This is a genomic window from Microcystis sp. M169S2, assembly GCF_020245865.1.
Classification (GTDB): domain Bacteria; phylum Cyanobacteriota; class Cyanobacteriia; order Cyanobacteriales; family Microcystaceae; genus Microcystis; species Microcystis ichthyoblabe_A.
The window spans coordinates 1-19,514 of record NZ_JADBUB010000111.1 but is presented as its reverse complement, the minus strand read 5'-3'; the positions used below and the strand labels follow the sequence as shown (position 1 = coordinate 19,514).

The window sequence follows — 19,514 nt, the reverse complement described above, 5'->3', positions numbered from 1 at the left end:
TAATTGAGGGAATGAATACCAAAATAAAGCTTATTAAAAGAATGAGTTATGGATTTACCAATTTTCAACATCTTCGACTTAAGCTGTTTGCTTGCTTTAATTCATAACAAAAATTAACACACGAAAACCAGAAGAGCCGAGAATTGAGATAATTGACAAAAAGCCCGATTCCTGCCGAAAGGGTAGCAATTAATCCCAGGGCAGAAATAATCGTTTTGACCACCTCAATGGCAAAGGTGCGGCTGTCTTTGTCTTCACGGGCAAAAAGCCCCGGTATTTGCTGAAATAGCCAGAAGGGAAAGATTAGCAGTTTCCAAGCAACTCTGACAAGAGACTGGAGCGATAGCAACAATCTTTTAATTAGCCTTTTTCCCCCGCGATAGGGCATCTTTAGATTCCAAGCAAGAATCGCTCTGGGATGTTGGCTAAAATATTCTTTCGCTTGCTGCCAGTCATCTATCTCATTGCCTTCTTTACCCGATGCCAGCCGTTTTTGATAAAACTCGTGAGCCTTGATCTGGTGCAATTCTAAAGGAATTCGTGGTGATTTTTTCGGAACCATGCAGCGTTTTCCCCACCAATAGATGGATTTTGCCAAGAAACTGAGGGACTGACAAAACTGTTTTCGAGGTTGGTTGAAAGAGAGTAAAATCCAACCATTAAAGTTTATCTGTTAATCGAGTAATCGGCTCTCTTGGCTGCTGTGTAATCAACAGGATCGATCATCGAGATTGTCGGTATAGACTAGAGCCTAACGTCAACCTTTGATCAAGCTGTTGCGATACAATCCAGCAAGGACAAGAGAGCCTGTTTACAGAATCGATCGCTTTAAGTAGAGCTTGCTGAATAAATCTAAAAACCTTGTTGGATCAGACTTTTAGACTTTTTTTCCCTCAAAAAGTGCCGACCTTTGGAGTGATTGGGGGAAAAATTCAGGTACTTTTTCCCTGAAAATTAGCTAATTGACCTCCTGAAAATAGGTAAAACCCCACACCCCACACCCCACACCCCACACCCCACACCCTGCCCCTAGGAAAAGCTTTTTCAGCAAACCCTAAGTGGTGTACTCGGCGTTAATTTTGACGTAATCGTAACTAAGATCGCAACCCCAGGCCGTACCTGTTCCCGAACCGTTACCGATACAGATAGACATTAAAACGGTATCTTCTCGTAAATAAGACCCGCTTGCTGCCGCTTTCAGGTAATTACTGGCACTAGCTCGATCAAACGCCAGAGGTTGACCATTTTCCATCATCACGAAGTCGCCTAACTTAATTTGTAGATCTTCTTGATGGAAGACAACCCCGGCCCGGCCCGCGGCCGCCGCAATTCGTCCCCAGTTGGGATCTCGACCGAAAACCGCCGATTTTACTAAGGAAGAACCGGCAATGGTGCGAGCAATCTGACGAGCGGACTGATCATCGGCCGCCCCCGAAACCCGCACTTCTATTAAACAGGTGGCTCCTTCCCCATCCCGGGCGATCGCTTTAGCCAAGTATTGACAAACTTCCGTTAACATGGCCTCTAACTTTTGGGCATCCCGGCCCATTTCTGTGATCGCTGTGGTGCGCGATTGACCGTTAGCCAAGGCGATCAGACTGTCATTGGTACTGGTGTCCCCATCTACCGTAATCTGATTAAAACTTTTATTAGCCGCCCGACTTAACATATTTTGCCAGAGAACCGTCGATACTGCGGCATCACAGGTAATAAAGGAGAGCATCGTCGCCATATTCGGGTGAATCATCCCCGATCCCTTGGCAATTCCCCCAATTGTGACCGGACGACCATCGATAGTGGTTTGCAAGGCGATCGATTTGGGGACTAGATCCGTGGTCATAATCGCCCGGGCCGTGCTTTCGCCACCATTTTCCGACAATAAACCTGCTAAGGTCGGTAAAGCGGCGGTTAACGCATCCATGCGAATCCGTTGCCCGATCACTCCCGTAGAAGCCAGCAAAATTGCATCGGCGGGAATCCCTAAAACTTGGCTCAAGGCGGCGGCACTATCGAGAGCGTCTTGCCATCCGGCTTCCCCCGTGGCGGCGTTTGCTTGGCCAGCATTACACAAAATCGCCCTGGCGCTGGCTTTAGTTTGTAGGCGTTGACGGCAATAATCGACGCAAGCGGCCCGCACTTGACTGGTGGTAAAGACTCCGGCGGCGATCGCTTCTGTTTCCGAGACAATTAGGGCTAAATCGGGCAAACCGGACGGTTTTAGCCCCGCGGCCATCCCTGCGGATTTAAATCCTTTTGGGGCCGTGATCCCCCCCTCTATTTCCTGCCAATCGGCCATTTTCTCCCGTCTCCTACTCAAATTCGACACTCGATTATAGCAAGTAAAAAGCCAAAAATTAGCAAAGGGTTTGACCGTTTCGGGTTGGGAAGTGGGGAAAAAAGGCCGACGGCTGATAATTACTGGCTGCAAATTAGCCTAAAATACGATTAATTGACCAGGATTTTGGGGCGATAGTTTATGGAACGCGGTTTATTGTGGACACCTTTATTAATTCTGTTTATTTGGTTGGCTTGGAGTGGTTGGAATGAATACCAAAAAGTGGAAATCTATCGACAATGGGCGGAAAACTTCGATCGAGCTAAGTATGATATATATTCTGTCTTAGGTCAAAAAGATAAAATTATCACTTGGGGAAAACCAACTCGTAAGGGAGTGATTAATTTACAAACTTTTTACCTAGAGGAGGTCAAAGAAATCCGTCTGCTAGTTAATAATCAAGTGGTGGATTTAGATGCTCTTCCCACGCAGGGTTCCCCTTTTCTAGAATTTATTTTTAAGGAGCGATCGCCTGAAAAAATTCCTTTTACTGAAGTTGAATTGGCTAGTCGGTGGGCGAAATTTTTACAACAACAAATCTTAATTTAATGGGGAGAATTTCTAGCGCAATCTTCCTGATCGCAGGATACCGACAACTAACCATAAACCGATAAAACTAGCTGTAGCAAATAATACGGTACTAATAATAGTTAATTGCCGAGATTGGGTGCTGGCTGTGACAATGGCGGCCCCGATAATTAAGGAACCAATAATCACACTAAAAGCTAGTCGATTGGCGGAATTATCTAAACTGCGACGGAGATTATCTAAGTCGCGAATTTTCAGATTAACATTTAAAGTTTCCGAGGTTAAACCATCTAGTAAAACTTCGATTTGACGGGGATATTTCAGGGAAAAAGATTTCAAGTCTAAAACTGTTCTTAGGGCAGTTTGTAGGGGAGTGCTACCGATTAACTGTTGTTCAAGAATATTAGTTAATAGCGGTTTAACTTCTTCTAGGATATTAATATCAGGATTAAATTTTCGGGCAGTTCCTTCTAGATTAGCGAGACTTTTGGCAAATAAACCTAAATTACCCGGAAGTTTAATTCTATTGCGACGGGCAATTTGCAAAAGTTCATAAACCACCTCACTAAAGTTAATTTGATTTAAATTGAGGTTATAATATTTTCGCAACATCCGCTCATAATCCACCTCTAATTGTACTAAAGTAATCGGGACTACTGACTCGGATAATTTAATAGTTAGTTGACTGCATCTTTTCGCATCTAAGTCAACAATTGCTAATAACAATTCTGTTAAAATTTGTTGAGTTTGTGGGTCTAATCTGCCCACCATACCACAGTCAATTAAAGCTACTCTACCATCGTCAAGATAGAAAATATTACCCGGGTGAGGATCGGCATGAAAGAAGCCATCAATATAAATTTGTTGAAAAAATGACCGAAACAAAATTCTAGTTATTTCACTTTTTCTTTGGGAAATTGCTTGCTCAGTTGGCGGTCTAGAAACATCGGCCTCTAAAATTTGTTTTCCTTCTAACCATTCTAGCACTAATAGCTTGGAATTAGTTAAGTCCCAATAAATTTTAGGAATAACTAACTGTTTGGGTTCTGACCACCGACTCTGGGTTAAATTATAGCGTAATTGGTCAGTATAATGACCTTCTTGGGTGAAATCTAATTCCGCATTGACTGCTTTAATAAACTCCTCTGCTAAGTTAACAACGTCATAAGTTTGACCAAATTCTGTTAGGGCAACTAAATCAGCAATTCCCTTAATTAAGGCACTATCTTGGGCGACAATTTTTTCGATCCCCGGACGCAAGACTTTAATCGCTACTTCCTCCCCAGATAATAAAGTTGCCCGATGAATTTGCCCGATCGATCCCGCGGCGATCGGTTGGGGATTAATATACTTAAATACCTGTTCGATCGGTTTTGCTAACTGTTCAGTGATGACTATTTCTATATCTGTCCAAGCAACGGGAGGAACTTGCGCTTGTAGAGCAGTTAAAGCCTCGATATAATTAGCAGGTAGCAGATCGGGACGGGTACTAAGTAACTGTCCCAATTTGACGTAAAAAGGCCCCAATTCCACGAGAATTTTTTTGAGAACTTCTGGGGTGGGAATCTGGGGATTTTCTGTTTTTCCTAGGGTTAAAACCCCGCGCATATAGTCCCAACCGTTGCCGAGAACTATCTCAAGGATTTCTTTTTGTCTTTGACTGGTTTGGGGTAGTGAGAACACGGTATTATCAGTTATCAGTGATCAGTTATCAGTTATCAGTGGGGAAGTTATCAGTTATCAGATTTGAGTTTTAAGTGAGCAGTATTAAGTAGGTAGGCGTTAAAAATTATCAAATACCCCCCTTATCAAGGGGGGACTAAGGGGGGATCGACACCCCCCTTATCAAGGGGGGCAGGGGGGATCAGAGACAAAATCTATCTTCAATTTAATTATAACTACTTACTTAAATAGAGGTTTCCTACTGTCTTTTCACTGATTACTGTTTACTGATTACTGAAAAAGCTGGTAACTAATATCGATCCTATAACAATTTCCTCAATTTGGGATCGGTTTGTAATTGTTTGAGAACTTGTTTAATATCTTGGGTACGATCTTTGTGGACAACGAGAGTCGCTTTACCGTCGCGAACAATTACCAGATCTTTTAAACCAATAGTAACGATCACTTCTTCCTCATCACTAGCATAGATAATAGCCCCCTCCGTATCCAAACCGACATGATTGGCCAGTTCAATATTTTTGCCCTTTGCTTCCAGTAATCTTTCCAGAGAATTCCAATCTCCCAGATCATCCCAACCGAAATTAGCGGGTAAAACGTAAGCGAGTTGGGTTTTTTCCATCAAAGCATAATCGATACTTTTTTTCTCTAAATCCTCATAGGCAGCGATGCCCCGATCGCTCAGAGGTTGTAAAATATTATTAGCGTGGGTTTTTAGCTCCTCTAAAACCACTTGTCCCTGAAAGATAAACATTCCGCTATTCCAGCTAAAAAGTCCCGTTTCTAGGAATTTTTCGGCCGTGGTGCGATCGGGTTTTTCCGTAAAACGACTCACTTTATAGACGGGTAAACCATTAAATTCGCCTTGATTTTCTCCCTGTTCGATATAACCGTAACCGGTGGAGGGATAATCGGGTTTAATCCCTAAAGTAACGATCGCTTTTTGGCTGACGGCCACTTCTACGGCCGCTTTTAAAGTGTTAATATAAGCCTCTTGATTACCAATATAATGATCGGCAGGAAAAAAACCGATCGCCACTTCTTTACCATAACGTTTTATCACTTCTAAAGTAGCCCAAGTCACAGCCGGGGCTGTATCCTTGCCCACCGGTTCCACTAATAGGTTACTCTCCGGTAAATCGGGCAGTTGTTCGCGGACACCATCAGCGATTGCACTAGCGGTAATTACCCAGAGATTTTCCCAACCTGCCCCTAAAGATAATAGACGATCGGCCGTTGCTTGTAAAAGACTGCGACCACTACCATCAAGACAGAGAAACTGTTTCGGACGCGCTAGACGACTGAGAGGCCAAAAACGTTCCCCTTTACCACCGGCGAGAATGACTGGAACAAGCGACTGATTCATAAAAAATTGACACTTATCGGTTAAGTTGAACCGATTGTATCAGACGGCAGCGAGGGGTGAGCGTTTTCCCGATCCAAAGCTAAAAAGCGGGCAAATAACCCGCTTTCTAGCAAAAATAACCGAAATATTGCGATTAGAAATTCATTTCGGCCGCTTGTACTGTTTCCACTTGTTTTTTCTTAATAACTAAGAGGATTTGGCAGAGCATAATACCACCGAGGAATAAAACTAATCCTTTGATCCGGCCGGGATTTTGCAGGACAACTTCCGTCTCTTTTTGACCAAAACCGCCGACATTGGGGTTACTGGTTAAAAATTGTCCCACTTCGATCGCTTGACCTTCCGAGACGATTAACTCAGGACCTGCGGGAATATTTTCCACCACGGGGCCAGCTTCAGAAGTGATGGTGACTTCATAACCACCGGCTTCGGTTTTGCTGATCTGGCTAATTGTACCTGCGGTAGAAGCTTTGAAAGCGTTATTATTGCTCGGTTCACCGGTGGGGTACACTTGACCGCGACCGCGATTGGCCCCTAAATGCACAGCATATTTACCGAAGTGAATACCTTTATTTTGGCTAGGATCGGGGGCCAGGACGGGGAAAACGATTTCTTTGTATTGATCCCCGGGTAAGGGGCCGACGATAACCACGTTATCTTGACCTTCTTTGTAGGATTGGAAATAGACTCCACCGAGTTTTTCCTGCATTTCTTCGGGAATGCGATCGGGGGGCGCGATTTTAAAACCATCTGGTAGCATTAAGACTGCACCGACGTTTAAACCCCCCTTAGATCCGTCTCCTAACACCTGTTGACTGGCGGGATCGTAGGGGATTTTTACCACTGCTTCAAAGACGCTATCGGGTAATACCGAGTGGGGGATTTCAATTTCGGCGGGTTTTTGGGCTAAATGGCAGTTCGCGCAGACAATCCGACCTGTGGCCTCTCTGGGGGTTTCCGGGGCGGTTTGTTGCGCCCAAAAAGGATATGCTTGGGCAGATTGGGGGTTAATGACATCGCTGGTTAGGAGTAGGGAAACGGTAGCGATCGCCACGAGGACAGCTTTCACTAGGGCCTGTCTGTGGACTTGCGGGAAGCTTAAAAAGTTGAATGTTCTCATCTCTATCGGTTGAATAATTCCAAATCTCGTCACATTGAATAATCTAGGACCACCAGGGTTCTTCACCGGTGCGGAAGTCGGTTTCCGTCCAAGTGGAGAAGACGACTTTATCATTATCGGTGACGTTGGCATGGGCGAGGGCTAAGGATAGAGGCGCTGGACCGCGAACTACTTTTCCTTCGGCATTGTACTGGGAACCGTGGCAAGGACACATGAATTTTTCCTCGCTGGCATTCCAAGGCACCACACAACCTAAGTGGGTACAGACGGCGTTAATTCCGTAGTTGGCCAGGGTTTTGTCCTCTTGGACGACTAAATAGGTGGGGTCGCCTTTTAAACCTTGGGCTAAGGTGCGATCGCCAGCGTTATGGCTGGTCAGAAATTGACTGACAATCACATCATTGCCTAGGGCATCTTTAGCGGTGACACCGCCACCCGTACCACCGGCCGAGGGGGGAATAAAATACTTAACAATCGGATACAAAGCACCCGCCGCTACTCCGGTAATTGTACCAAAGGTCAACAGGTTCATAAATTGACGACGCCCCAAATCGGGAACATCTGTACCGGAAACTTGACTCATTGCTCCTTATCTCCAAATGTAAATTTTTGTAAACTAATTCTCATCTAAGGGCGATTTTGTGCATCTCGATCAAGACGAAAACCCAGAGCTTAAAGAAGGTTTACAAGGGCTGTATTAGATTATTACAGATATTGAGTCACGGACAATTGCCACAGCAAAGCTGCCCCAAATGCGATCGCTGTTTGATCGCTTTTGCCGAGATGAGAAACCGCAAACATCGAAAGAATCTTAAAAAATTTGATCCAATGGAAAAGTTAAGTCCCCATATATCTTTAACTTAAGTTAATAGCCAAGAATACAATGATTTCAAGTCATGCCTACCGGCTTGTACAGGGAAAATTCTGCGCTCTCTTAGGTTTGGTGGGTAAAATGTATTCTAAAATACAGTCTTGCCGGCGAGTGAGTGGAACGAACCACTCCAGACACAAAGGACACAAAGATCGATCGCTACTATATTGAGTTAAACTTATCACACAGAGAATAAGAGAGCCAAATTCTGAAAAATAGAAAATTCTCGCATCAGTAGATTACTTAACTCAATTTGTCAAGGCTGGGATTTCTTTCAAGGCTCGGTATAAAAATTTTTATTTATCTCTATCATCTTTAACCCATGAAATTAGCTGATATTCTCAAAGACTCAAGTTATAAGTTGTCCCAGTTTACGCCAGCAGAAATTGAGCAATTAGAGCAGACAATTACGCTTAAAAAGACGAAAAATGGGGAAGCTCCTTATACAATTTGCTTAGTAAGGAAAAAAGAGATTAAACTTACCCCAGAAGAAGCGATTAGACAATTATATTTAAGGGTTTTAATCGATCGCTTACATTATCCTCTCAGTCGCATTCAGGTGGAGTATGGTGTTAATTTTGGCAGACTAGAAAGCTTGGGAGTAAACCTAATCTGATGAACACAAAAATAAATCTACCAATGGAGCAAATTAAAGCATTTTGTCAAAAGTGGCAAGTCACCGAATTAGCATTATTTGGTTCAGTTTTACGCGAAGATTTCCGTTCAGATAGCGATATTGATATTTTAATTACCTTTTCCCCAACTGCTAAACGAGGTTTAACCGAAACTCTACAAATGCGCGATGAACTGCAAGCAATTTTTGATCGAAAAGTAGATTTAATTGTGAAAGCATCACTCAAACGGAGTGATAACTGGCTAAGATGTAAAAACATTTTAGAATCAGCACAGATTATATATGCCTCATTGTAAATGCTATCAGACGTATTTTGCGCTATACTGATGGAAAAATAAATTAACAGAACTTTTGAAAGTGATCGCACATTTACTCTAAGAGTGCTTTAAAAGCAAAATTCAAACAACTCTTAGAAATTCCTAAAATAGGAGTAGAAAAAGCGATAGAAACCGAGGAAGAAACGGCAACCGCTTGGATAAACCAACAACTAGAAAGCTTGGGAGTAAACCTAATCTGAACAACACAAAAATAGAACTACCCTGGATTTTTACCAGAGAGGTTTATTTTTAACGGGGGAGAATGTCAACCCTCACTGCTAGACTCAACAGTATGGCCGACTTCGCTGATCCATTGGGCAATTTCTGCGCGGGATGCGGTGGTTTCTACCGTGACGATTTTATTGGCTACATCCACCGATATTTGGGCTGCTGGTTGCTGATTGTTAATCGCTTTAGTAATGGTATTAGCGCAACCTTCACAGGCAATACTAGGCACTTTTAGGGTAATTGTCATTGTTGTAACTCCAGTAACTTTATAGCTAAAAACTAGCATAAATTGTCAGGGGTAGCTGATTTTTTAAGAGTTTATTTACCATTTCAGCACTGCCGCTTCGATCCCCTGTTCCCGACGCAGTTTACTATCTTTTTCTAGCCATTGAATGACCTGTTTATGGGTTAGTTCTTCTAGGGTTACTCCCGTATCTTCGGCGATTATTTTTAGTAAGCGTAGGGAAGAAATCGTTAAACGAGTCAGGAATTTTTCGGGAGAAGTCAAGAGGGCAGCGTCCACATCTGCGGATTCTTCTGGGGTTAAAAATTGTCTGTTTTCGATCATAGTTTTATTTGGTTTCCATCCAATTGTCACCGGCTTTAATTTCTACCAAGAGAGGGATCGTCAAGGAGACAGCTTCTTCCATAGTCGTCTTGATTTTTGACTCTAGGGATGGCCATTCTTCCCTCGGTACTTCCAAGACTAATTCATCATGGACTTGCAGCAGTAATCTCGCTCGATAATTTTGCAGTACCTCGGCCAATTTTACCATCGCTACTTTAATAATATCAGCACTGGAACCCTGAATGGGCGCATTAGCGGCCGATCTTAATAATTGTGCTTCCTCGTTGTTGAGTTTGAGGCTATCTAAATCGATGTCATGTAAGGACAGTCCTCGCAGTCTTTTTAAGAGAGGATTATCGAAGTTAAAATAACGTCTTCTGCCCAAAATTGTTTCCACATATCCCTGAGCGATCGCTTGTTTTTTGCTATTCTCTAAATACTCAAATACTTGGGCATAACGTTGATGATATTTTTCAATAAATTTTCTGCCCTGTTCTACGGTTAATTTCGATTCACGGGCGAATTTTTGCGCTCCCATGCCATAAATAACCCCGAAGTTAATTGTTTTTCCTAAACTGCGTTCTTCGGAGGTAATTTCCCCTTTATCAAAGAGCAATTGAGCGGTGACTTTATGAACATCTTGATTACTACGATAAGCTTCTAATAAAACTGGTTCTTGACTGAGATGAGCCAGAATTCTTAACTCGATTTGTGAGTAGTCCGCTGATACTAATAAGTAACCATCTTCGGGAATAAAAGCTTGACGAATTCGTCTGGAAAATTCACTGCGAATGGGGATATTTTGTAGGTTAGGATTGGAGGATGATAAGCGTCCGGTGCTGGTGATGGTTTGATTAAAATCTGTATGTACTCTTGCGGTTTTTGGTTCGGCTAATTTCGGTAAAGCATCCACATAGGTGGATTTTAATTTAGATAAGGTACGATGTTCAAGTATATAATCAACTAAGGGATGATCGCCTTGTAGTTTCTCTAAAACACTTTGATCGGTGGAGTAACCTGTTTTAGTTTTTCTGGATTTTTTGCGATTGAGTGCCAATCGATCGAAGAGGATTTCACTTAACTGTTTAGGAGAGCCAAGATTAAAAGTTTCTCCGATAGATTCGTAGGCATTTTTTTCTATGTCTGCTAGGTCTCTTTCTAGTTGCTGGGACAAGTTTTTTAGATAATTGACATTAATTTTTATACCATAATTTTCCATCTGCCACAGCACCATGACTAAGGGAGATTCTACCTCTGAGAATAATTGATATAAAGAGGGAATTTTAGTTAATTCTGCTTGTAATTTTTCTCGAAGTAAATAGGTAGCATAGGCATCTAATCCGCAGTAGTTAGCAGTGGTGGTAATATCTAAATCAGCGATGGTTTTTCCCGCAGGAATACCGAGACTTTTATAACTAAGAGAAGTGATACCGTCTAAATAGCGATCGCATAAATCTTCGAGATTATGAGTTAGTTCGGGATGGAGGACATAACTAGCCACCATAGTATCAAAAACTAGACCTTTAACGGTAATTCCTTGATGATAAAAAACATCAATATCAAATTTCGCATTCTGGAAGACTTTCGGATAATTATCACCCGCTAAAATTGGGCGTAATTTTTCGATAACTATCTCTAGATTTAAATTATCACCGCTCTGGTGGCCGATGGGAATATAGGCCAGAGAATTTAATTCTTTTCCCCAACAGCAACCGATCCCGACTAATTTGGCTACACGAGGATTTAAATCCGTGGTTTCGGTATCCCAAGCGACAGGAAAATGTGGATTAGTGAAAGTTGTTAATTTTGCCAGTAAAGCATCTAACTTAGGAATAGTATCAATAATGTCGGGAGCAATTAGAACCGGTGGAGAAATAGGGGGTAAATCAAACAGAGACAATTGATTAGAATCAGCATCGCTAGTTAATTCTAGGGTAGGAGTGCCACCTAGATGCTGTTGAATTTGATCGAGTTTTTGGAGAATTTTCTTTAACTCTAATTTTTCCAATAAAGGTTTAACTAAACGCCGATCAAAACCTCGGAGACGAAATTTATCCTCTTCGAGACTAACGGGGGCATCAAGGGCAATTTTGGCTAAATAGCGAGAACTTTCGGCGGCGGTTTTTCCCTCTAATAATTTAGTTTTTACCATTCCCTTAATCGATTCCAGATTGGTATATATATCCTCTAAGTTATCGTATTTTTTTAATAAATCTATCGCTGTTTTTTCGCCAATTCCGCGCACCCCGGGGATATTATCAGACTTGTCACCGCAAAGAGCCTTAAAATCTACTACCTGTTTTGGTGTCACCCCTAACTTTTCCGTGACAGCTTGGGAATTAAATTCTGTATAACCCTGGCCAGAGGTACTTTTGACCGCATTAATATCCAGATAGAGAACCGTGGTTTTTTTCTCCTCATCTACCAATTGGAATAAATCTCGATCGCCTGTTAAAATCTTGACTGTATAACCATTATCGCCGGCCTGTTTTGCCAAAGTTCCTAAAACATCATCTGCTTCATAACCCGGAGAAGTCACAATAGGAATATTCATCGCTGCCAAGAGACTTTGCAGATTAGTTAAATCGGGGCGAAATTCTTCGGGAGTTTCTTGCCGATTAGCCTTATAATTAACATCAGCTTCATGGCGAAAAGAAGGAGCTGCTAAATCAAAAGCAACTGCTAAATAAGTGGGTTTTTGAGTTTCTAGTAACTGCAGCAGAGAATTTAAAAACCCAAAACAAACACTGGTGGGAATGCCAGTAGAAGTACGCAGAGGTCCCGAACGAGACTTAGCAAAGGCATAATAGGCACGAAAAGCCAAAGAATGCCCATCGATCAGGATAAATAGCTTATTTTGCTCGGCACTGGTCATAATCTAGCCTCTTTAGTCCTATCAAAATAATACTAAATAGTGTATAAAATTTACATCCCCTATTTTGCCCGAATTTGCCTAAATTTGACAAGGGAGTTTCTTCTGTATTAGACTATAACAGATGCTGGCCTTGTTCTAACCTTAAATCTTTCTATCTCTTTACAGGCGGCGGATGCCTGTGCTAAGCTAAGACGCATTTAAAGTGCTTATTCTTAAGATTAGCCGAATCTCCCTCAATCCCTTTACTGTTGCCTCTTGCCTCTTGCCTCGTCTCAACAAGCAATTTAAATTACGAACAGCTTACCAATTGCATCAATGTCATTTACAGGCATCCTGTTTGTACCACTAGGGAACTATCAGAAAAATGCGGATTACTGTAGGATCTGTTTTAAAGCTGTTAGCGAAGGGAATTATGCTACACTAGCATCAATATCTAGTCAAAAAGGCTTGTAATTTATGACTCCTCATCTTTCTCTTAGCCAGATTATAGAATCTATCGATCAACTTTCTTTAGAAGAACAAAACCAATTATTTGAAAAATTAGCGCAGAAAAAACAACAACAAGAGCATCCACTGCTCAATATACCAGTTACACTAACCTATAATCCCCTCTTAGATGAAGTCATAGAGAGTATAGAAACCTATCGTCAAAAAGTTGACCAAGAAGACAGTCAACAAGTTGAAACACCGTGACTCAATATATATTAGATACCGATCATATAACCCTACTGCAAAAACTACATCCGAACTTAGTTCGGAGAGTAGCGTCTATCGATCCTGATGATACGGCTATAACAATTATTACTTTAGAATAACAAGTAAGAGGATGGTTCAGCGTGATCAGAAAATACTCTCAAAGCAATCAATATGAAAAGTTAATCAAAGGCTATCAAGGTTTGAGAGATATAGTTAATTATCTGAGCAAATTTAAAATTTTGAACTATACTTTAGAAGCTCATTATCATTTCAGAGAATTACGGGAGCAAAAAATTCGTATAGGAACACAAGATTTAAGAATTGCAGCGATTAGTTTATCAGAAAACAGTATTTTAGTAACACGCAATTATCGTGATTTCTCTCAAATCCCTAATTTACGCCTACAGGATTGGACGATATAGAACTCTGTAGGGATGACTACGAAAATTGTTACATTTTTTAAGGATTACCCAGCCATTAGCCTGGCATCGGCGATCGCTGATAACACCTCGTCAAAAAAATATTTGCCAAAAAGCCAGCGTAAGGGTATTTTAAGAATAATTTTATATGTGTGCTTTGCGATTACATGAGAATCCTAGTTACGGGTGGTGCGGGTTTTATTGGTTCCCATCTAATCGATCGCTTGATGGAACAGGGTCATGAAGTGATCTGTCTGGATAACTTCTACACGGGGGCGCGCCGAAATATCGTTAAATGGCTAGGAAATCCTTATTTTGAGCTAATTCGTCACGATATCACCGAGCCGATCCGTTTAGAAGTCGATCAAATCTATCACCTGGCCTGTCCTGCTTCCCCGATCCACTATCAATATAACCCCGTCAAAACGATTAAAACCAATGTTTTAGGGACTATGTATATGCTGGGCCTAGCTAAAAGGGTAAAAGCGCGATTTTTGCTCGCTTCTACCTCAGAAGTCTATGGCGATCCTGATGTGCATCCCCAAACGGAAGAATATCGAGGTAATGTCAACTGCATTGGACCGCGTTCCTGTTATGACGAAGGTAAAAGGGTGGCGGAAACCCTGGCTTTTGAGTATTATCGGGAGCATAAGGTCGATATCCGGGTGGCTCGGATTTTTAACACCTACGGCCCGCGAATGTTGGAAAACGATGGTCGAGTGGTGAGTAATTTCGTCGTGCAAGCTTTGCGCGGTGAACCCCTGACGGTTTATGGTCAAGGTTCCCAAACCCGCAGTTTTTGCTATGTTTCTGACCTAGTGGAAGGGTTAATGCGTTTGATGAATGGGGACTTTATCGGGCCGGTTAATCTCGGCAATCCCGACGAATACACAATTCTAGAATTAGCACAAGTGATCCAAGGCATGATTAATCCCGAGGCCGAATTGGTCTATAAACCACTGCCGGAAGATGATCCCAAGCAGCGACAACCGGATATCACTCGTGCTAAAACCTATTTGGATTGGAGTCCAACTATTCCTCTACACCAGGGTTTAAAAATGACGATCGAGGATTTCCGTTCTCGTCTAAGCTAATCCCTAATCAATAAATTTAACTTAATTGTCACTGGAGTGATTATCATGCGTGTTTGTGTTATCGGAACGGGTTATGTGGGTTTAGTCACTGGGGTTTGCCTAGCACACATCGGCCATCATGTGATCTGTATTGACAACAATGAAGAAAAAGTCAAATTAATGAAATCGGGACAATCCCCCATCTATGAACCGGGGTTATCGGAATTAATGCAGTCTTCGGCAGCCTCCGGCAATCTGGAATTTTCCACGGACCTAGAAGCGGGAGTTAAACACGGCGAAATCCTCTTTATCGCTGTTGGTACACCAGCACTACCCACGGGAGAAAGTGACACCCGTTATGTGGAAGCGGTGGCCCGGGGTATTGGAGCCCATCTCAACGGTGGTTATAAAGTAATCGTCAATAAATCTACCGTTCCCATCGGTTCTGGGGATTGGGTACGGATGATCGTCCTCGATGGCGTGGCCGAGAGACAAAAAAATCTCGTGGCCGCTGGTGGCGGTATTAGTACACTAGAACGCATCGAAGCGGATTTCGATGTGGTCAGCAATCCCGAATTTTTACGCGAAGGTTCGGCAGTTTATGATACTTTTAACCCTGATCGCATTGTTTTAGGCAGTAACAACCCGAAAGCCATCGAAATGATGAAGGAATTGTACGCGCCTTTGGTTGAACGTCAATTTGCTGATGATCCCTCCTTGCCTCCCGTTCCCGTAGTGGTTACGGATCTCAGTTCGGCAGAAATGATTAAATACGCCGCTAATGCCTTCCTAGCCACCAAAATCAGCTTTATTAACGAAGTAGCTAACATCTGCGATCGCGTCGGGGCCGATGTCACCCAAGTGGCTAAAGGTATCGGTTTAGATTCCCGTATCGGCAGCAAGTTTCTCTCGGCCGGGATCGGTTGGGGGGGTTCCTGTTTCCCCAAAGATGTGTCGGCTTTGGTACATACCGCAGAAGACTACGGTTACGAAACGGAATTACTTAACGCCGCCATCAATGTTAACAAACGTCAACGAACAATTGCGATCGAAAAACTGCAACAGGAATTAAAAATCCTCAAGGGTAAAACCGTCGGTTTGTTGGGATTAACTTTTAAACCCGATACCGATGATATGCGCGATGCTCCGGCTTTAACCATGATCGAACAGTTAAATCGTTTAGGTGCTAAGGTAAAAGCCTATGATCCGATCGTTTCCCAAAGTGGTTTAAGTCACGGTCTCAGTGGTGTGATTATCGAATCGGATCCAGAAAGATTGGCCGATGGTTGTGACGCTTTGGTGGTGGTGACGGAATGGCAAGAATTCCTCCGTCTCGACTACGGCAAAATGGTTAAAACCATGCGCGAACCCGTGTTAATTGATGGTCGCAATTTCCTCGATCCTGCGGTGGTGACAGCAGCCGGTTTCCGTTACCTCGGGATTGGCCGTTAATCCCAGCAATCCGCCTTTTTATCAGGACTAACGCGGGTGGGGAAGGGACAAGAAGCACCAACCCTTACCCCTGCTCCTAGGGGCGAAAATTGCCCGATTATGCCGCCTGAAAACCAAAAAATTCCTAGCTGACCATAGGGTTATTGGCTATAGTTACATGATGTGAACAGGAGCCACTAGAATCCGGGGGCGATGGGTAGAATTAAATTGAGAAACTAGAAATCAGTTTTAGCAATACATACCTATGGTTAGCTCTGTTCAATACCGCTACACTAACGAACAAGTTAGGGACTGGTTACGGGGATTACTGACAATTGCCTGGTGTGATGGGGATTATAGCACCAGCGAGCAGGAATCGATCGCCCGTTTCGCTCACGAATTAGAATTAGATGACGACCACGTTCTCTATCAATCGATTAGTCCCGAAGAATTGGCCGCAAGTTTCGGTCATGACCCCAAAATATCAGAAAACTTCCTCCGCACGGCGGTTATGGTAGCGATCGCCGATGGCATTTATTCCCCCGCAGAAGCGCAATTACTGCGTAGTTATCGGGATGCTTTCGGGTTAGAAATCGAGGCCCTGTCAGCTTTAGAACATACTATCTGTGAAATTCCCGAAATTACCACAGAAGCGAATAAATCCGAGTTTATCAGTGCCGAACATCCCCACCCAGATCTGCTGCATCCCCTCAAAGACTGGTTAGATGGGGTAGAAATGCACGATCCGCGCTTGGCCCGGTTTATCTGCAAAATGGTGCCGCCTCAATGTCCTTTTGAACGGGATATCGTACTGTTTGGTCATAAATTAGTCCATATTCCGCCTCTGTGCAAGTTAAATCCTCTCTACGAGCAATTAGTCGGTTTACGTTTCCGCGCCTTATCATACTTAGCCGATGATTGTCAAGAGGATATTTCCGAGTATATTTAGCCAGTTTAACTAAAATTACGGCTAAAATGGTATAAATATCCTGCTGACATAAAATATCTCAGCCTCAAGGCTTTTCCTAGCTAGGGCTGGCTGAATAAATCTAAAAACTTTGTTGGATAAGGCTTTTAGACTTTTTTCCCCTCAAAAAGTGCTGACCCTTGGAGTGATCGGGGGTAAAATTCTGGGACTTTTTCCCTGAAAATTAGGTAACTGACTACCTCAAAATCGGTAAAACCCTACACCCCACACCCCACACCCGTTCGGCTGAGCTCACGGCCGAAGCCCACACCCTGCCCCCACCAACAAACTTTTTCAGCAGACCCTAGCTAATTCTTCCGTTAAAATTAGGTTAAGTCGCCGTTAAGAGAGAAAAACTATGAGTAAAAACTCCCGACGAGTCGATTTTCCTGATTTACCCGGGCTAAAAAACCTGCGCTCCTATCAATGGCAGTGGCTGGGCAAAGATATCCTCGCCGGTGTCACCGTGGCAGCCTACGCTATTCCCCAGTGTATGGCTTACGGCGACCTGGCCGGGGTCGAGCCAGTGGTGGGATTGTGGACTCTCGTGCCAGCCGCCCTAGTTTACGCCCTTTTCGGCTCCTCATCGCAACTATCCCTCGGACCGGAATCGACCACAGCAGTGATGACAGCAGCAGCGATCGCACCTCTGGTGAGCCTTCAAGGGGAAAATTACGGCAGTTTAGCGGCTTTTTTAGCCCTAATGGTCGGTTTAATCTGTTTAGTTGGTTATATCGCCCGCTTGGGATTTTTAGCTAATTTACTCTCCAAACCGATCCTAATCGGTTATATGGCGGGAGTGGCGGTGATCATGATTGCGGGACAACTGGGTAAAATTAGTGGTTTGTCAATCCGTGAAAATACGGTTTTTAAAGAAATTTTCGCTTTTTTCTGGGGAATAAAGCAATGGCACTGGCCAACCCTTAGCCTAGCTCTATTGCTGTTACTATTTCTATTTGTCATCCAGAAATATTTTCCCAAAGCACCGGGTCCCTTGCTGGCGGTTTTACTGGGAACCCTCGCCGTCGCCACCCTCCATCTCGATCAAGAAGGGGTGGCAGTAGTGGGGAAAATTAGCAAGACTTTGCCCAATTTTGGCTTACCAACCCTAGATTTTTCCCAATTACTACCCCTAGGAACCGCGGCCGTCGGCATTGCCCTGGTCGGCTATTCCGATAACGTCTTGACCGCCAGAGCCTTCGCCGCACGTCATAACCAAGAAATCGATGCCAATCAAGAATTTTTAGCACTAGGACTGGGGAATCTGGCGGCGGGTTTTTGTCAGGGATTTCCCATCAGCAGCAGCGCCAGTCGCACCGCAGTGGGCGATTCCGTGGGCAGTAAAAGTCAACTTTACTCCCTGGTGGTGGCAGTGGTGGTGGTGGCGGTCATTTTCCTGCTCGGTCCAGTACTGGCACTCTTTCCCAAGGCTGCCTTGGGTGCGCTGGTGATTTATGCGGCCTGTAAACTGGTGGATATTGCCGGCGCTAAACGACTAAAAAGCTTTCGCAATAGTGAGTTTAATCTCGCTGTCCTGACCATGGTGGGGGTGCTAACCACGGGGATTTTAAGCGGGGTTGCTATCGCCATCGGTCTCTCGGTTATCGATTTATTGGCCCGCATTACTCGGCCTGATGATGCCGTCTTGGGTACAGTCCCGGGGGTGATGGGTTTACACGCGCTCCAGGATTGGCCAGAAGCGCAAACAATACCAGGGTTAGTTATCTATCGTTACGATGCCCCCTTATTTTTTGCTAATGCGGCCGACTTTAAACGTCGCGCTCTCAGTGCCATTGCCCGGGAGACAAAACAGGTAGAATGGTTTGTCTTGAATACGGAGGCCCTTGGGGAATTGGATAGTACAGCCGTGGAGATTCTTGAGGAATTAGCGGCAGAATTATCAAGACAGGGTATAGTTTTCGCCCTAGCGAGGGTTAAACACGATCTGTACTTAGAATTGCAACGTTCCCGCTTGTTAGATAAAATTAGCGAGGAGAGAATTTACTATACTTTGCCGGCGGCGATCGAAGCTTTTAAAAATCGTTGACTGATACTAAATCATTAGGGGTCGAGAAGGTCATCGCCGACCTCCCCTCCCATAAAGAACCTACCCGTGCATAGTTTTCGGACTTTATTGAAATTAGCTGATAGAGTTGTCTAAGTTGGGCTTCCGTCGGTTGCATTTAGTCATTGTCGGCTTAATTTTAGATTATTGTTCATTTTAGTATTATTAATCGAAAGTCACTTCCCTAACCTATTTAGGGTTTGCTGAATAAAGGTGAAATGTAGGCAAGGTAAGGGTTTTGTGGCTTTTCTCGCGAAACAGGTGCAAGATTTTGAGAGAATCGTGCTTCAAAACCTTGCGTCTTCATCGGCCCGCGTCCTGTAGGGGCGAAGCATTCGGAT

General features: G+C 43.5%; 18 protein-coding genes and 1 pseudogene. 10 read left to right on the top strand and 9 right to left on the bottom strand.

The window, feature by feature from the left end; translation table 11 throughout:
• A partial coding sequence (locus IM485_RS11675) for a transposase (RefSeq protein ID WP_287638279.1) occupies positions 1–107 on the top strand: 107 nt, incomplete at its 5' end.
• A 29-nt stretch (positions 108–136) separates the two neighbouring features.
• Here IM485_RS11675 and IM485_RS11670 read toward each other — a convergent pair.
• A pseudogene (locus tag IM485_RS11670) lies at positions 137–562 on the bottom strand (pentapeptide repeat-containing protein); the annotation flags it as partial.
• A 492-nt stretch (positions 563–1,054) separates the two neighbouring features.
• On the bottom strand, positions 1,055–2,296 hold the full coding sequence (gene argJ / locus IM485_RS11665) for a bifunctional ornithine acetyltransferase/N-acetylglutamate synthase (RefSeq protein WP_287743179.1): 1,242 nt from the start codon (positions 2,294–2,296) through the stop codon (positions 1,055–1,057).
• Positions 2,297–2,476: 180 nt separating this feature from the next.
• Between argJ and IM485_RS11660 the strand changes: the two genes are divergently transcribed.
• Positions 2,477–2,884: a hypothetical protein gene (locus IM485_RS11660; protein WP_104396605.1), complete on the top strand. Its 408-nt coding sequence runs from the start codon at positions 2,477–2,479 to the stop codon at positions 2,882–2,884.
• Between the two features lie 12 nt (positions 2,885–2,896).
• On the opposite strand, the gene IM485_RS11655 is transcribed toward IM485_RS11660, so the two are convergent.
• The 4 genes from IM485_RS11655 to petC all read right to left on the bottom strand — a co-directional run bounded on the left by IM485_RS11655 (position 2,897) and on the right by petC (position 7,612).
• Positions 2,897–4,546: an ABC1 kinase family protein gene (locus tag IM485_RS11655; protein ID WP_287743174.1), complete on the bottom strand. Its 1,650-nt coding sequence runs from the start codon at positions 4,544–4,546 to the stop codon at positions 2,897–2,899.
• 301 nt (positions 4,547–4,847) lie between these two features.
• Positions 4,848–5,909, bottom strand: a complete 1,062-nt coding sequence (locus tag IM485_RS11650; RefSeq protein WP_287743172.1) for a mannose-1-phosphate guanylyltransferase — start codon at positions 5,907–5,909, stop codon at positions 4,848–4,850.
• Between the two features lie 133 nt (positions 5,910–6,042).
• Positions 6,043–7,029: a cytochrome f gene (petA, locus tag IM485_RS11645; protein ID WP_002754684.1), complete on the bottom strand. Its 987-nt coding sequence runs from the start codon at positions 7,027–7,029 to the stop codon at positions 6,043–6,045.
• 43 nt (positions 7,030–7,072) lie between these two features.
• Complete coding sequence (gene petC, locus IM485_RS11640; RefSeq protein ID WP_002781457.1) at positions 7,073–7,612, bottom strand: cytochrome b6-f complex iron-sulfur subunit; 540 nt, start codon at positions 7,610–7,612, stop codon at positions 7,073–7,075.
• Between the two features lie 610 nt (positions 7,613–8,222).
• Between petC and IM485_RS11635 the strand changes: the two genes are divergently transcribed.
• Both IM485_RS11635 and IM485_RS11630 read left to right on the top strand, forming a co-directional pair.
• Positions 8,223–8,516, top strand: a complete 294-nt coding sequence (locus tag IM485_RS11635; protein WP_238141997.1) for a type I restriction enzyme HsdR N-terminal domain-containing protein — start codon at positions 8,223–8,225, stop codon at positions 8,514–8,516.
• Positions 8,517–8,539: 23 nt separating this feature from the next.
• Positions 8,540–8,830: a nucleotidyltransferase family protein gene (locus IM485_RS11630; protein WP_287743177.1), complete on the top strand. Its 291-nt coding sequence runs from the start codon at positions 8,540–8,542 to the stop codon at positions 8,828–8,830.
• A 286-nt stretch (positions 8,831–9,116) separates the two neighbouring features.
• Here IM485_RS11630 and IM485_RS11625 read toward each other — a convergent pair whose 3' ends face one another.
• The 3 genes from IM485_RS11625 to polA are packed head-to-tail and all read right to left on the bottom strand — an operon-like array spanning position 9,117 to position 12,522.
• Positions 9,117–9,365: a heavy-metal-associated domain-containing protein gene (locus tag IM485_RS11625; protein WP_002781454.1), complete on the bottom strand. Its 249-nt coding sequence runs from the start codon at positions 9,363–9,365 to the stop codon at positions 9,117–9,119.
• A gap of 36 nt (positions 9,366–9,401) precedes the next feature.
• Positions 9,402–9,647, bottom strand: coding sequence for an NDH complex assembly factor CRR9 (locus IM485_RS11620; protein ID WP_002736270.1), 246 nt, complete (start codon positions 9,645–9,647; stop codon positions 9,402–9,404).
• A gap of 4 nt (positions 9,648–9,651) precedes the next feature.
• A complete protein-coding gene (gene polA, locus IM485_RS11615; protein ID WP_287743168.1) occupies positions 9,652–12,522 on the bottom strand; it encodes a DNA polymerase I in 2,871 nt (956 codons plus the stop codon).
• A 456-nt stretch (positions 12,523–12,978) separates the two neighbouring features.
• Between polA and IM485_RS11610 the strand changes: the two genes are divergently transcribed.
• From IM485_RS11610 to IM485_RS11585, 6 genes are all read left to right on the top strand, one after another.
• The gene (locus IM485_RS11610; protein ID WP_002746188.1) at positions 12,979–13,215 is read left to right on the top strand and encodes a hypothetical protein; all 237 of its coding nucleotides are present in this window, start codon (positions 12,979–12,981) and stop codon (positions 13,213–13,215) included.
• 143 nt (positions 13,216–13,358) lie between these two features.
• Positions 13,359–13,640, top strand: coding sequence for a type II toxin-antitoxin system VapC family toxin (locus IM485_RS11605; RefSeq protein ID WP_238141998.1), 282 nt, complete (start codon positions 13,359–13,361; stop codon positions 13,638–13,640).
• A gap of 164 nt (positions 13,641–13,804) precedes the next feature.
• On the top strand, positions 13,805–14,731 hold the full coding sequence (locus tag IM485_RS11600; protein WP_104396609.1) for a UDP-glucuronic acid decarboxylase family protein: 927 nt from the start codon (positions 13,805–13,807) through the stop codon (positions 14,729–14,731).
• Positions 14,732–14,776: 45 nt separating this feature from the next.
• Complete coding sequence (locus IM485_RS11595; RefSeq protein WP_104396610.1) at positions 14,777–16,162, top strand: UDP-glucose dehydrogenase family protein; 1,386 nt, start codon at positions 14,777–14,779, stop codon at positions 16,160–16,162.
• Between the two features lie 244 nt (positions 16,163–16,406).
• Complete coding sequence (locus IM485_RS11590) at positions 16,407–17,090, top strand: Mo-dependent nitrogenase C-terminal domain-containing protein (RefSeq protein WP_002746178.1); 684 nt, start codon at positions 16,407–16,409, stop codon at positions 17,088–17,090.
• Between the two features lie 376 nt (positions 17,091–17,466).
• Complete coding sequence (locus IM485_RS11585) at positions 17,467–19,155, top strand: SulP family inorganic anion transporter (RefSeq protein ID WP_287743164.1); 1,689 nt, start codon at positions 17,467–17,469, stop codon at positions 19,153–19,155.
• Positions 19,156–19,514 lie beyond the last annotated feature (359 nt).

Bases quoted from the DNA above. Each gene is read 5' to 3' on its own strand.
- argJ (WP_287743179.1), bottom strand. From the start codon at position 2,296: ATGGCCGATTGGCAGGAAATAGAGGGGGGGATCACGGCCCCAAAAGGA.
- IM485_RS11660 (WP_104396605.1), top strand. From the start codon at position 2,477: ATGGAACGCGGTTTATTGTGGACACCTTTATTAATTCTGTTTATTTGG.
- IM485_RS11650 (WP_287743172.1), bottom strand. From the start codon at position 5,909: ATGAATCAGTCGCTTGTTCCAGTCATTCTCGCCGGTGGTAAAGGGGAA.
- petA (WP_002754684.1), bottom strand. From the start codon at position 7,029: ATGAGAACATTCAACTTTTTAAGCTTCCCGCAAGTCCACAGACAGGCC.
- petC (WP_002781457.1), bottom strand. From the start codon at position 7,612: ATGAGTCAAGTTTCCGGTACAGATGTTCCCGATTTGGGGCGTCGTCAA.
- IM485_RS11635 (WP_238141997.1), top strand. From the start codon at position 8,223: ATGAAATTAGCTGATATTCTCAAAGACTCAAGTTATAAGTTGTCCCAG.
- IM485_RS11630 (WP_287743177.1), top strand. From the start codon at position 8,540: ATGGAGCAAATTAAAGCATTTTGTCAAAAGTGGCAAGTCACCGAATTA.
- IM485_RS11625 (WP_002781454.1), bottom strand. From the start codon at position 9,365: ATGCTAGTTTTTAGCTATAAAGTTACTGGAGTTACAACAATGACAATT.
- IM485_RS11620 (WP_002736270.1), bottom strand. From the start codon at position 9,647: ATGATCGAAAACAGACAATTTTTAACCCCAGAAGAATCCGCAGATGTG.
- polA (WP_287743168.1), bottom strand. From the start codon at position 12,522: ATGACCAGTGCCGAGCAAAATAAGCTATTTATCCTGATCGATGGGCAT.
- IM485_RS11610 (WP_002746188.1), top strand. From the start codon at position 12,979: ATGACTCCTCATCTTTCTCTTAGCCAGATTATAGAATCTATCGATCAA.
- IM485_RS11600 (WP_104396609.1), top strand. From the start codon at position 13,805: ATGAGAATCCTAGTTACGGGTGGTGCGGGTTTTATTGGTTCCCATCTA.
- IM485_RS11595 (WP_104396610.1), top strand. From the start codon at position 14,777: ATGCGTGTTTGTGTTATCGGAACGGGTTATGTGGGTTTAGTCACTGGG.
- IM485_RS11590 (WP_002746178.1), top strand. From the start codon at position 16,407: ATGGTTAGCTCTGTTCAATACCGCTACACTAACGAACAAGTTAGGGAC.
- IM485_RS11585 (WP_287743164.1), top strand. From the start codon at position 17,467: ATGAGTAAAAACTCCCGACGAGTCGATTTTCCTGATTTACCCGGGCTA.